10 protein-coding genes and 3 pseudogenes are annotated in these 12,307 nt (G+C 70.4%); 6 read left to right on the plus strand and 7 right to left on the minus strand.

The genetic code is table 11. From position 1 onward, the window contains the following. The first annotated feature begins 30 nt into the window (after positions 1–30). From HW130_RS14250 to HW130_RS14260, 3 genes are all read left to right on the plus strand, one after another. Positions 31–798: an alpha/beta fold hydrolase gene (locus tag HW130_RS14250; protein ID WP_177149904.1), complete on the plus strand. Its 768-nt coding sequence runs from the start codon at positions 31–33 to the stop codon at positions 796–798. Positions 799–1,095: 297 nt separating this feature from the next. After that, positions 1,096–1,284: a hypothetical protein gene (locus tag HW130_RS14255; RefSeq protein ID WP_177149905.1), complete on the plus strand. Its 189-nt coding sequence runs from the start codon at positions 1,096–1,098 to the stop codon at positions 1,282–1,284. Between the two features lie 7 nt (positions 1,285–1,291). After that, on the plus strand, positions 1,292–1,669 hold the full coding sequence (locus tag HW130_RS14260; protein WP_177149906.1) for a VOC family protein: 378 nt from the start codon (positions 1,292–1,294) through the stop codon (positions 1,667–1,669). A 383-nt stretch (positions 1,670–2,052) separates the two neighbouring features. Here the strand turns inward: HW130_RS14260 and HW130_RS14265 are convergent, their stop codons facing one another. Further along, positions 2,053–2,604: a YciI family protein gene (locus tag HW130_RS14265; RefSeq protein ID WP_177149907.1), complete on the minus strand. Its 552-nt coding sequence runs from the start codon at positions 2,602–2,604 to the stop codon at positions 2,053–2,055. 411 nt (positions 2,605–3,015) lie between these two features. Here HW130_RS14265 and HW130_RS14270 point away from each other — a divergent pair. The 3 pseudogenes from HW130_RS14270 to HW130_RS35930 all read left to right on the plus strand — a co-directional run. Beyond that, positions 3,016–3,228: pseudogene (locus HW130_RS14270) on the plus strand (LD-carboxypeptidase); the annotation flags it as partial. A 276-nt stretch (positions 3,229–3,504) separates the two neighbouring features. Then, a pseudogene (locus tag HW130_RS14275) lies at positions 3,505–3,843 on the plus strand (ABC transporter substrate-binding protein); the annotation flags it as partial. 187 nt (positions 3,844–4,030) lie between these two features. Next, a pseudogene (locus HW130_RS35930) lies at positions 4,031–4,156 on the plus strand (IS481 family transposase); the annotation flags it as partial. Between the two features lie 320 nt (positions 4,157–4,476). Here HW130_RS35930 and HW130_RS14285 read toward each other — a convergent pair. The 6 genes from HW130_RS14285 to HW130_RS14310 form a co-directional block, all read right to left on the minus strand. Next, on the minus strand, positions 4,477–5,091 hold the full coding sequence (locus tag HW130_RS14285) for an HAD family phosphatase (RefSeq protein ID WP_177149909.1): 615 nt from the start codon (positions 5,089–5,091) through the stop codon (positions 4,477–4,479). A 165-nt stretch (positions 5,092–5,256) separates the two neighbouring features. Next, the gene (locus HW130_RS14290) at positions 5,257–6,585 is read right to left on the minus strand and encodes a sugar porter family MFS transporter (protein ID WP_177149910.1); all 1,329 of its coding nucleotides are present in this window, start codon (positions 6,583–6,585) and stop codon (positions 5,257–5,259) included. Continuing rightward, entirely contained in the window at positions 6,582–7,622 is a 1,041-nt protein-coding gene (locus HW130_RS14295; RefSeq protein WP_256356078.1) for a Gfo/Idh/MocA family protein, read from the minus strand. Before HW130_RS14295 ends, HW130_RS14290 begins: the two co-directional genes overlap by 4 nt. A 13-nt stretch (positions 7,623–7,635) precedes the next feature. Continuing rightward, positions 7,636–9,168: a GMC family oxidoreductase gene (locus HW130_RS14300; protein ID WP_177149911.1), complete on the minus strand. Its 1,533-nt coding sequence runs from the start codon at positions 9,166–9,168 to the stop codon at positions 7,636–7,638. 52 nt (positions 9,169–9,220) lie between these two features. Beyond that, a complete protein-coding gene (locus HW130_RS14305) occupies positions 9,221–9,997 on the minus strand; it encodes an SDR family NAD(P)-dependent oxidoreductase (RefSeq protein ID WP_177149912.1) in 777 nt (258 codons plus the stop codon). Further along, positions 9,994–11,202 (minus strand): sedoheptulose 7-phosphate cyclase, encoded by a 1,209-nt coding sequence (locus tag HW130_RS14310; protein ID WP_177149913.1) that lies wholly within the window; start codon positions 11,200–11,202, stop codon positions 9,994–9,996. Before HW130_RS14310 ends, HW130_RS14305 begins: the two co-directional genes overlap by 4 nt. Between the last annotated feature and the right edge of the window lie 1,105 nt (positions 11,203–12,307).

Raw genomic sequence — 12,307 nt, forward strand, 5'->3', positions numbered from 1 at the left:
CGCCCGTACCGTTCAACCAGGCTGAAAATCATGGAGACCAAGGTGCCTGCAAGCAACGGTGAACTGTGGGCAGACGATTCGGGAGGAGACGGGATGCCCCTGGTCCTGCTCCACCCCGGCGTCGGCGACTCAACGATTTGGGACCCCGTTCTCCCGGCGCTTACCGCACGGCGCCGGGTGATCCGCTACGACTCCCGCGGCTTCGGCCGCTCGCCCGCGCCGACTGCTGCGTATTCCCTTGTCGAGGACCTTGCCGCGGTCCTCGACCACTTCGGGCTGAGCCGTGCGGTGCTGGTGGGCTCCAGCATGGGCGGCGCCACCTCGATCAGTCTGGCTCTGGACGCCCGGGACAGGGTCGCAGGCCTTGCACTCTTCATGCCTGGGGTCACGGGGTACGACGGGACTCCGCCCGGGTTCTACGAACAGGTGGGGAAGCTGGCCAGTGCCGGTGACATGGAGGGCATCGTGCAACTCGCGCTCGGTATCTGGGGGCGGGCCGGCGGCGGCAGCCCAAAGGCCGATCCGGTTGCAGCCGCCCAGCTCCGGGGTGTACTGCCCGCCTGGTTCAGCATTGCCGGTCACCAGGGGACCGACGCCCCCGCATTCGACCGGCTCGGGGATATCGCCGCGCCCGCGCTGCTGGCGCTGGGGGAGCTGGACCAGCCCGAGGTGGTGCGCTGCAACGAGGAGATTGCGGACCGGATCCCCCGCTGCCGCCTGGTCCGACTGGCCGCCTCCGACCACTTCCCGACGCTGCGCGAGCCGGAGATCGTCGTCCAGCTGATCGAGCGACTGTAGGCCGACGCGCGATGAGCACGACCAGAGGCTTGGCGGACGATCTACGCGATGTTCCTCAGCCCCGAGCCGCCCCCTTCATTGAGCCGGCAACCACGTGGTGGTGAAGAGCAGGTCTGGGGACTCTCACGAAGCCCCAACACGCCTACCTCCAGCCGTTTCGCACAACCCCGACCACACCGGCAGCCCGGCCGCCGTCCCCACGGACGGCGGCCGGCTGGATCCTGACTCACCCCGACACCCTGCCGGAGATTGAGCGGCTGAAGCTCAAATCCGTCCTCGCCTGCTGCCCTGAACTGGATGCCCTCACCGGGCACGTACGCGCGTTTCGGGCAGATGCTCACCCAACTCCAGGGTGACCAGCTCCCGCAGGGGATCAAGGCGGTCCGCGCCGAGGACCTGCCCAGGCTCCACGCCTTCGTCAACGGCCTCGAACGGGAGCTCGCCGCCGACCAATGCATCGCGGGCGTCCGGCGCCGCGAATTATGATGATCGGATGCTGACGTTCACCGATGTCATCCTCGACTGCCCCGACCCCTGGAAGCTGGCCGAGTTCTACGCCGAGCTGCTGGGCTGGGAGATCAACACCGACATCAGCCAGAAGGACTGGGTCAACCTGCGCAACGACGGCGTCGAGCTGTCGTTTCAGCGGGTGGAGAACTACCAGCAGCCCAGCTGGCCGGGCCAGGAGCATCCGCAGCAGTTCCACCTCGACTTCGAAGTGGACGAGTTCGAGCCCGAGCAGCGCCGGGTGATCAAGCTGGGCGCCACCTTCCAGAAGAGCTTCGTCGGCGAGTCCGGCTACGGCTGGCAGGTCTACACCGACCCGGCCGGGCATCCGTTCTGCCTGTGCCGCAACCCTCCCCGGTCCTGACCGCACACGACGAGAAACCGCCCCGGCTCCGCATGGAGCCGGGGGCGGCCGAGCGGTTGGAGATGTCAACCAGGGTGAACATCCTTCTCATCCCTGCAAGAAACGGGGACTGAGCAGCAGTTTCGGCAAATCCTCACCCGGCCCTGCACGACGTCCCCAACCCTCGACGGCCTCTCCGACTTCGTGCGCAGTTCAGGCTGGTGACACCGTTCTTACCGGCACCTCGAGATCCCCGTGTGTACAGGGGAACTGAGGGGTCTTCAACGCGAACCTACGGGTCCACCGGTGTGCGTCAGGCCGATGCATCCGTGGGTTCGCGTGAAACGCGAGGATGCTGAGCGATCCGAAGGGCTTCGGCGGTGCGCCGGCCGGACGTCCTGGGGCTATGACGGCCGCCCGCCGAACTGCCAGTTGTGCACCTCGATGTCGGCGTACCGGTCCGGGGTCAGTATGGCGCGTGCCGTGTCCGGGTCCGGCGCCCGGAGCAACGCCGCCGTGCCCAGCCAGGTGTCACCGTCGTCGGACAGCAGCGGCCCGTAGGAGATCAGTTCGTCCCGGTCGGGCGGCACCGCGAGGTCGGCGGCCTGCCCCGCGCCGAGGCCGAGCACCAGGTACCGGTTGCCGCCGGTCCGGCCACCAGGGAAGTCCCACATGGTGCGCCCCAGCAGGTTGCGCCACCGCCGCAGCAGCACGTCCCGGTAGACGCCGGCCTGGTAGCCGGGCTCGTCGAAGGCGAACGCGCGGGCGACGGCGGGATCGGGCAGGTCGAGGATGTGCACGCTGCCGGTGGGTGCGTCGCCCTCGTCGGCGAGGGTCGGGCCCCGGGCGATCATCTCCTTCGCGTACCGGTCCATGTAGGACCAGTGCTCTTCCAGTAGCTCGGAGCGCAGCGGCAGGGATCCGGGCCGGTCTCGGTGGTAGCAGAAGAACTCCATGCCCATAGGGTCTCTTCAACGAGGTGACCAGGGCGAGCGGGCTTCCGCCCGAAAGGCGCCTGAGGCGCAGCCTCGCGGTCGAGGCCGTACCCGCTCTGGTGGTGCGGCAAGGGAACGGCGGGCGGCGCACCGGACGACTGGTGTCATAGCCCCTACGTGCGGCACCTCGCCGATGTCGCACTCGGCAGCCGGCCAGCGCCAATCGATGTGAGCATGCGCCCGTCTGTACGGCGACGTCTGGTCCGTCAGAAACCGGACCTACGCCGGTCAGCAACCGGATCCGACCGTGCGCCACCAGCGACTGCCGGCGTCCCTCGCCGTGACGACTGTCCGGCCGGAGCGCTACGCCCGCCGCCTTGGCCTTGAGCACGCGGTGCCGGACACCGCGCGCTGAGAGGGCGGCTCCCGCGCGACGCGGTTCTCGTCGGCCGGACCAACGCAGCCGACAACCGTTCCCTCAGCCAGCACGAGGCCGTCCTCGACGCACTTGGTTCTCTCAACGTGCCGATCATCGCCGACATCGAGTGCGGCCACGTGCCGCCCTACATGCCGATCGTCAACGGAGGGTACGGCCGTATCGTTCACACACCGAGCCGGAGTGAACTGACGCAGACCTTGGACTGACGCATCAGACCGGCGTCCAGCGGTCGGCTACCGTTCCCCGGAGGAAACCTGCGCCGCGGTCGTCGACGCCATGATGCCGGACCGGCCCCGGGACGACATCGCGCTGCTGGTGGCCCGCACGCAATGGCTCGATCCCACCCGGATCGCCGAATGGCAGGTGCCCCGCGACCCGGCGGCGGTCGCCCCGGTCCGCGCCGCCTGTGTCCGGCGGCTCCGGGAATGGGGCCTCGAGCAGATCGACTTCGCCGCCGAACTCGTCTTCAGCGAGCTGATCACCAAGTCCGTGACAAGGGTGTGGACTGGCGGGTCGCGATCCCCTTCGACGGCAGCTTCGCCCAGTACTACGCCCTGGCCGTCAACAAGAACGCCCCGCACCCGGCGGCGGCCCGCCTGTGGCAGGAGTATCTCTTCAGCGCGACGGGCCAGAACCTCCGGCTCAAGGGCTACGCCCGCGCGGTACTGATGGAGACCATGCGCGAGGACGGCACCCTCGACGAGGACGCCGCGGCAAAACTGCCGACGGTCGAGGGGGAGCCCCAGTTCCCCACGGACGCGCAACTGGAGAAGGCGAGGGTGACGGTCGACCGGGGCTGGGCGAAGGCCGTAGGAGGCTGAACCCATCACCTGAGGGATCACGAGTCCGGTCCCCGGGGTGATGTCAGGCAGGCGGCACCCGGTCGTCACCGTTCCAGGCGTACTCGGTGCGCCGCCGCACCGGCCTGCCGGCACAGGTCCGCGAACCGGAGGCCGGCCGGCGTGGCTCACAGCGAGCGGGGCCGCGGTGGTGCTCCTGGAGTGGCCCACCGACCAGGTCATCCGCCGCTACGAACGCGACCGGTCGGGCGAACCGGTCCACGTCGACGTCGAGAAGCTCGGCCGGATCCCGGATGGTGACGGCCGGCGCGTCCGACAGTGCGGCCTTCGGCACACGGGCAGTTCGAGACGGTGCCGATGACGCGAGAGGTCCTGTCGCTGCTGCGGGAGTGCACGACCAGCGGGCCGAACGCCAGGGCCGCCGTCCACCCGAAAGCTCAAGGGGCTGCTCTGGTCCAGGGGCCAGTGAACACGCCGCCGTGGCGCAGGAAGCGACTGGCAGTCCGGCCCACCAGGCTTTGCGCACTCGGCCCGTGTCGGCCATCCCACGGGGCGGCCGGCATGACGAAGTTCGGCCTGATCGGTGAGAAGCCGAGCTTCTTCGGTGAGCAACTCACCAGCAGGTTCCTCGCCGAGCCGGTCCACCGGGGGTGATCAGGCGCCGGACCGGGAACGGGTGCCGGTGTAGGGGCGAACATCGATGACCGTCATGCCCGCCGCGTGGGCCGCCTCGATGCCCTCGTCGCTGTCCTCGTAGACCGTGCAGCGCGAGGGATGGACCGCGAGGAGCTCGGCCGCGCGCAGGAAGATGTCGGGTGCGGGCTTACCCCGGTCGACGTCGTCACGGGCCACCAGGGTGTCGAAGTGCTCGCTGAACGGCTGGTGGCGCAGGGTCTCCTCGATGACGCGGCGCGCTCCGCCGGACGCCACCGCCATGGGGACCCGGCCGTGCATGGCCTCGACGACCCGCAGCACCTCCCGGTGCGGTCGCACGGTGTGGGCCTCCTTGAGGAACGTCTCGTCGCGGTCGGCGACGAGTTGCTCCACGGGGCGGGACAGCGTGAGCGCGCGCTCGTCGACCAGGGCGCGGATCATCTCCGCCGACGAGAGGCCCGTACGGGCGTCGAACCATTCCTGTTCCAGGTGCACGCCTTCCGGGGCCAGGACGGCTGCCATGGCCCGGTAGTTGGCGTACTGGCTGTCGACCAGAGTGCCGTCCCAGTCGAAGAGCAGGCAGCTGGCGTGGCGGGGGGCAAGGTCGGGGTGCATGCGAAAGGAGCCTTCTGGGTGTGGGCCCTGTCCGGGTCCCGCCCGTGTGAGCCCGGACGGGTCGAGCCGGGTCGGGTCGGGTCGAGTCGGAGGAGGGCCGTGGCGGGTTCTGCGATCAGGCTGAGCAGGGTCTGAGCGGGGCGGGTCGGAGAAGGTGGAGGGAATTCAGTCGGCGTGGTGCACGGCGGCCGCCGGCCGCCCGGACGCCACCAGTGGCCTACCCCGTGTCTCGGGCATCCACCGGGCCAGCGCCAGCGCCGACGCGCCGGTGACCGCCGCGTACAGGGCGAACGTCCCGGCCAGCGACAGCTGCTGGACCAGAGGGAGGAACGTGGTGGCGACCACGAAGTCCGCCGCCCAGTGGGCCGCGGTGGCCACGCTCATCAGCGCTCCCCGCGCCTCGGAGGGATAGATCTCCGAGATGTACACCCAGAACACCGCGGCGGGGCCGACCGCGCCGGCCGTGATGAACACGCACAGCAGTAGAGCGGTGACGGTGCCCTCGTGGCCGAGGAGCCCGGCGAAAGCGATCCCCAGGGCGGTGAGCGCCATGACGACGAGTCCGCCGATCATCAGCGGTCGCCGTCCCCAGCGGTCCAGGGCCAGTACGGTGATCACCGTGGCCGCGACATTGCACAATCCCACCAGGATCGAGCCGACGATGCCACCGGCCGATGTGAGGCCGCTGGAGGCCAGGATCGTCGGCGCATAGTAGATAGCGGTGTTCAGGCCGGTCAGGTGGACCAGGACGGCGATCGCGAGGCCCAGCGCCACCCACCGGCGCCCCGCCCGGGCGCAGGCCACGCGCAGACCGGTTCCGCGCACCGGGCCCTCCGCCGTGGGGCTGCTCCCCGTCCCGATACCGAGCCGGGCCGCCGCCAGCGCCGCCCGCGAGCCGTGGCCCCGGCTGTGCAGCCAGTCCGGTGACTCGGGGACGAGGAACATCCCGCCCAGCAGGAGGAGGGCCGGGGCGATACCCACGGCCAGCATCCAGCGCCAGGCTCCGGACGGTTCCAGGGCATAGGCGACGACGTAGGACAGCAGCAGCCCGACTGTGATCATGAGCTGGTTGAGCGTGACCAGTGCGCCCCGGCGGGCCGGCGGCGCGATCTCCGAGATGTACAGCGGTACCGCGAAGGACGTGGCGCCCAGGGACAGGCCGACCAGGAAGCGCCCGGCAAGGAGCGACCCGGTGCCGGTGGCGGCCGCGGACGCGAGGGTGCCCACCGCGTATACCGCGGCCGCCGAACCGATCACGGGGAGCCGGCCGAAGCGGTCCGCGAGCCGGCCGCTGCTGGGAGCCGTCAGAGCGGCTCCCAGCAGGGCGGCGGACACCGCGGCGCCCTGGGCCCAGGGCGAGAGGCCGTACTCGGCGGTGACGAGCGGCAGGGCACCGGCGATGACGCCCGTGCCGTAGCCGAAGAGCAGCCCCCCGACGGAGGCGACGCAGACCGTCAGGGTGCGGGTTGCCGCCGGTGATCTCGTCGGTTTCACCGGGCCTCCGACGTGTCGGTCGAGGTGTCCACGGCGACGCCGCCGACGGCGGCGGATGCCACGAGTGCGCTGCCCACCCGGGCGGTGCGCCGGGACTCGGTGAGCGACATCGGTGCGGGCGCTCCGTTGCGCACGGCTCGCGCGAAGGCTTCGACCTGACGCTGGTAGTGGTTGGCCGCCGGGACGGTCTCCTCGCGGACGCCGTTCTCGGTGAGGACGGTGATGACCCCGTCCTCACCGTCCATGGCCCAGGCGTTGCGCACCATGAGGGTGCCGCGGGTCCCCTGGAGTTCGTAGGCGGCGCGCGGGCCGTAGTCGATGCTGTAGTCGACGACCGCGGAGCGCCCTCGCCCGAAGTCCATCGTCGCGACCGCGCTGGAGTCCACGGTGAGGCCGGGGCGGCTGCTGAGGCGGGCGCTCACGTGCTGGGGAGCCTGCCCGAAGAACAGCAGCGGGACGTCGACGGCGTAGCAGCCGACGTCCCAGGTGGCTCCGCCGCCCAGAGCGGGGTCCAGCCGGATGTTGCCGCTGCCGCTCTCGATGCGGAACGCGAAGGAAGCCCGTACGAGCCGCAGTTCGCCGATCTCGCCGGAGGCGAGGATCTCGGCGGCGCGCAACTGCTGCGGGTGGAAGCGGTACATGAACGCCTCCATGACGGTACGCGACGCCGCCTCGGCCGCCTTCTCGACGCGTGCGCAGCCGTCCTCGTCCATCGCCATGGGTTTCTCGACCAGGACGTGCTTGCCGGCCGCCAGGGCCCGCAGCGTCCAGTCGACGTGTTCGGTGTTGGGCAGTGGTATGTAGACGGCCTCGATGGCGGGGTCCGCGAGGAGCGTCGCGTAGTCCGGGTGGGCGGTGGCGCCGAAGGCGCGGCCGAGCTCCGCCGCGGCGGCCGCCCGTTCGGGGCGGCTGGCGACGGCTGTCAGCGCGCAGCCGGGTGTCGCGGCGATGGCCGGCATCAGGTGGGTGGCGATGTAGGAGGTGGCGCCCAGGACACCCCAGCGCAGGGTGCTGTTCCGCTCGTCGTGTGCCGTCATGCGTTGTCCTGCCTCATGCGTTGTCTTCCTGGATGAACCGGGCCGCGCGTTCGGCGACGGCGGCCACGGCTGCGTGGATGTTGCCGGTGATCATGTTCGGGATGACGGAGGCGTCGGCCACTCGCAGGCCGCTCGTGCCCCGCACCCGCAGCCTCGGGTCGACCACCGAGCCGACATCCCCGTCGAGGCCGATGCGACAGGTGCCGACCGGGTGGAACTGGGTTTGGGCGTTGGCCCGCACGAACGCCTCCAGTTCGCGGCGGGTGGCCGCCGCGCTGAGGGGTGCGCGGCCGGTGGTCAGGCTCGCGAGCGGGTCGGTGGCGGCGATGTCACGGGCGATGCGCACGCCCTCCACCAGGACGTCGAGGTCGGCGGGGTGGGTGAGGTAGGCGGGGTCGATCAGGGGATGCTCGTCGGGGTCGGCGGAGGCCAGGGTGAGCCGGCCGCGGCTGAGGGGTCGGGTGACGCCCGGGCCGATGGTGAAGCCGTGGCCCAGGCGGGCCGCGTTGTTGAGGTCCTTCATCGGAGCGAAGGACAGCTGCACCTCGGGCGCGTCCGACGTGCTGTCGAGGCACACGAAGCCCCCGGCCTCGCCGAGGTTGGAGAAGTCGGCGACGGGGTGACCCTCGGTGGTGTCGTAGGCGAGCGAAACCTGCACGTGGTCATGGAGGTTGGAGCCGACGCCGGGCAGGTCGACGGCCACGGGAATGTCCAGCGCCGCCAGTTCGGCCGCCGGGCCGATGCCGCTGAGCAGCAGCAGTTGCGGGGCGGCGACGGCTCCCGCGCACACCACGACCTCGGTGGTGCAGCGGATCGAGGTCACCGTGCCGCCGTGCCGGAGTCGTACGCCCGTCACGAGGCCGGCCTTCAGCAGGAGGCCGTGCACGGCTGCGTCCGTCATGAGGGTGAGGTTGGGGCGTTCGAGAGCGGGTCCCAGGTGGGTGCGGGCGGTATTGCCGCGCTGGGCCGGCGCGCCGGGGGCGGCGGCGGTGCGGGTGGTCCGGTAGAGGCCCACGCCCTCCTGCCGGCCGGCGTTGAAATCCGGGTTGCCGGGCAGCCCGTACTTCTGCGCGGCTTCGACGAACGCGGCGGCGAACGGATGGGGTTCGGTGTTCTCCGCCACGGGGAGGCTGCCGTACGGCGCCGCGTGGGCGGGGCCTTCCAGGCGTTCCAGGTACGGCACGAGATGCCGTGCGTTCCAGGTGTCGCCGCCCCAGCGCTGCCACGCGTCGAAGTCGGAGGCGGCGCCCCGGATGTGCACCATGGCGTTGATGGCACCGGATCCGCCCACGACCCGTCCGCGGGGCCAGGCGAGGCGTCTGCCGTCGAGGGCGGCCTGCGGCACGGTGCGGTAGCCCCAGTCCAGCTCGCCGCCGAGCAGCGACGGCCAGGAGGCGGGCCGGGCGATGCGCGCGTCGGTGTCCGGTGGTCCGGCTTCCAGGAGCAGGACCCGCCGACGGGGGTCCTCGCTCAGCCGGGTGGCGACGACGCTGCCGGCCGCGCCCGCGCCGACCACGACGTAGTCGTAGGTGGTGAAGCTTTCCATGGTTGTGTCCTTCGCTCCGCTGAGCAGCAGTAGGGGGCGGGGCGCTGGGTCATCAGGTCGCGAGGAATCCGCCGTCGACGCCGATGACTTGCCCGTTGACGTACGAGGAGGCGGAGGAGAACAGCCACAGCGCGACGTCGGACACCTGGCGTGGGGTGCCGATCTCCCCGGACGGGATCAGGCCGCGCCAGGTCGTCGCCCCGCCGACGGCCGCCTCGGAGGCGGCCAGCATGTCGGACTCGATGGGGCCCGGGGCGACGGCGTTGACACGGATGCCCTCGTGGGCGTGCTCGATGGCCGCCACGCGGGTCAGGGCTACCGCGGCGTGCTTGGAGGCGACGTAGGCGCCGATGCCGGGGAAGACGGTGCGGATGCCGTGCACCGATGTGTTGTTGACGATGCTGCCGCCGCCCTGGGCGGACATGAGCCGCAGTTCCTCCCGCATGCACAGCCACAGCCCCCGGGTGTTGACGGCGAAGGCGGGGTCGAAGTCCTCGGGTGCCAGGTCCGCGAGGCGTCCGTCGCCGGGAACACCGGCGTTGTTGAAGGCGTGGTCGACCCTGCCGTACAACTCGACGGCCCGTGCGAACAGGTCGTGGACCTGGCTGGGGCTCGTGACGTCGCAGCGGACGAAGTGCGCGTCGCCTCCCTGCGCCCGGATCTCGCGCTCGGCCTCGGCACCGCGCCTCTCGCTCCGGGCTGCGATGACGACGCGCAATCCGGCCTCGGCGAACGCGACGGCGGACGCCCTGCCGATGCCCGCGCTGCCGCCGGTGACGACCACGACCGCCTTTTCCAGCGGGTTCCGGCCGTCGGCGTCCTCGCTCATCGGTCGGCCCCGACGCGCTGCTTCGGCCGGCCGGCGTCCATGCCCAGCAGGCGGGCCATGCCCGCGCAGGCGTGCTCGATCTCGCTGTCGGTCACGTCGTTGAGGAAGCACACCTCGCCGATCGTGGTGAGGATCGGCAGGTTCTGCATGCCGTCGCGGTGCAGCACGGTGTCCGCGAGGCCCTCCAGGACGAGTTCCACGTCGCAGAAGAGCGGGTGCGAGGGTTCGAGCCCCATGTGCCGCGCCACGGCGACGATGCGCTCGAACTGGTCGCCGTCGATCAGGCCCCGGCCGGCGGCGATGAGCACGGAGAAGACGCAGTCCATGGCCACGGCTTCGCCGTGCAGCAGCTCGGGGAGGGCCCGCATCTCCACCAGGGGCGAGAACGAGTGTCCGTAGTCGACGGACCGCTTCAGGTCCTTCTCCCACAGATTGGGCTGGAGTTCCTCGGCCATTCCCGCGATGGCCCGGCCGATGACCTCGTCGGCTACGGTTCCCGCCAGACCCTCGCTGCCGGGCTCCGGGTCCTGGAAGCGCGTCTCGATGAGCTCCGCGCCGTACTCCTCCAGGAGCTCGAACAGGCGAAGGTCCTTGATCAGGGCCATCTTGAAGATCTCGCCCATGCCGTTGCGCAGCTGCCGGTCGGGGACGGTGGCGAGGAAGGAGCGGTCGATCAGTGTCCTCGGAGGAGGGGTGTAGGCACCGAGGCGGTTGCGGTACCCGCCGTAATTGATGCCCGACTTGGCGGCCACACTGACGTCGACCTGGCCGAGGAGGGTGGTGGGCACCCGGACGAACGGGATGCCGCGCCGGTAGAGGCTCGCGGCGAGTCCCACGACATCGGCCACGACGCCGCCGCCGATGACGATCGGCGGGGAACTGAGGCGGTTGGTGCCGACCTCATTCAGCTTGTTGACCACGTCCAGGACGCGCTCGATGGACTTGTTCTCCTCCGAGCCGGGAAGCGTCAAATAGTCGACTCTCACTTCATTCTTCGAGAAGTAGGCGCGAATTTCCGTGCCGTACAACTCGTCGACGGAATGGTCGAGGACGACGAGTCGCGTGCCCGCACCGCGGCCTCCACCGGGAATGGTGAGGAGGTCGGGGTTCTCCGGATTCAGCAGGCCATGGGATTCGACTATCTCGTACTCGACGGGTAATTCCGTCTGGATCTTCCAAGTCTGCTGACGGGTGGAGACGTTCATGGTGGTTCTCCCTCTCGCTGACGCAGCGTTCGGTTTGTTGCGTCATGAAACATACAGCGAGGTCGGGGCGAGGCAAATCGAGAATCATGCGCAATATGTCTTGTTTGTGGCGTACTTTGGCGGGGGAGATGGTTCGGTTCTGTTGCTCTCGGTCCGCTCTGGCCGGCCGTGACGGCGGCCCGCGTGTTGACCAGAAAGGCACCCCTCCTCGGCTCGCCGGGCCGGAATTCGCTTGGGGCGACGCGCCCGCCCTCGGCGACGCAGGCCGAAACAATTCGATTGGCACCGCTCCCGGCGAAGACGACACCGTGCCGAGCGACTTGAGTTCGTATACGGTTTGACTATCGCGCTTGTGGCATATCTCACCGTCAAATCCACCGTCGCTTCCCAGGATTTGAGACACCCCCAACCCCACCGAATCGGGGCGGGCTGCACGGACAACCGCTGACGGCGTCGCGGACCGCGGGCTGCGCCCTGGTCCCGGGACTGACGGAGCAGGCGGGACGGGGCGGTAACGCTGCGAACGTCGTTGACGTGTGCCCGGGCGCACCCTGTAGGACGGCCGGCCGGGCAGCGTCGGATTCGTCCGCCGGTACGCCGCGACCGCAGGGCATGGTTCCCCGCGTCCTTCGTCACCCGCGGGACTTGCTTCCGTACCCGGACGGCGGCGCCCGTTTGCGACGTCCGCCGGCGGCGGGGAGGGCCGTGCCGCGCGCAGCCGCGACGTCGGTGCTTCCGGAGCTCTCCGAACATCCCGATCCGGCCTGCCGCATGGTGATTCCTCGGACGGCGGTGAGTCGGTGGTGTTGGTGCTGGCACCTGGCGAGGCCGGCGGCAGGTCTGTGGAGCGTCGTGTACGGGCCGGAGACGGCCGGTTCGGTGCAACCGGGCGCTGAAGAGCTCGAGCTGGTGTGAGCGCCGGCCGGGAAGGGCCATCCGCTTTTCCTCGCGGTGCGGGTGTTCGGGGGTGGGGCACGGCCAGCGGCCGGTGGGCGCGGGCATGGACGGGTATCGGCATGCTGATCACTCTATGAGCGGCCGATGCCGTCGTAACTCGTGAGTATTGCGTCCCGACCACTGCCGTTTCGTGAATCGATGAGGACGC

The sequence above is a fragment of the Streptomyces sp. PKU-EA00015 genome (genome assembly GCF_013387495.1).
Taxonomy (GTDB): domain Bacteria; phylum Actinomycetota; class Actinomycetes; order Streptomycetales; family Streptomycetaceae; genus Streptomyces.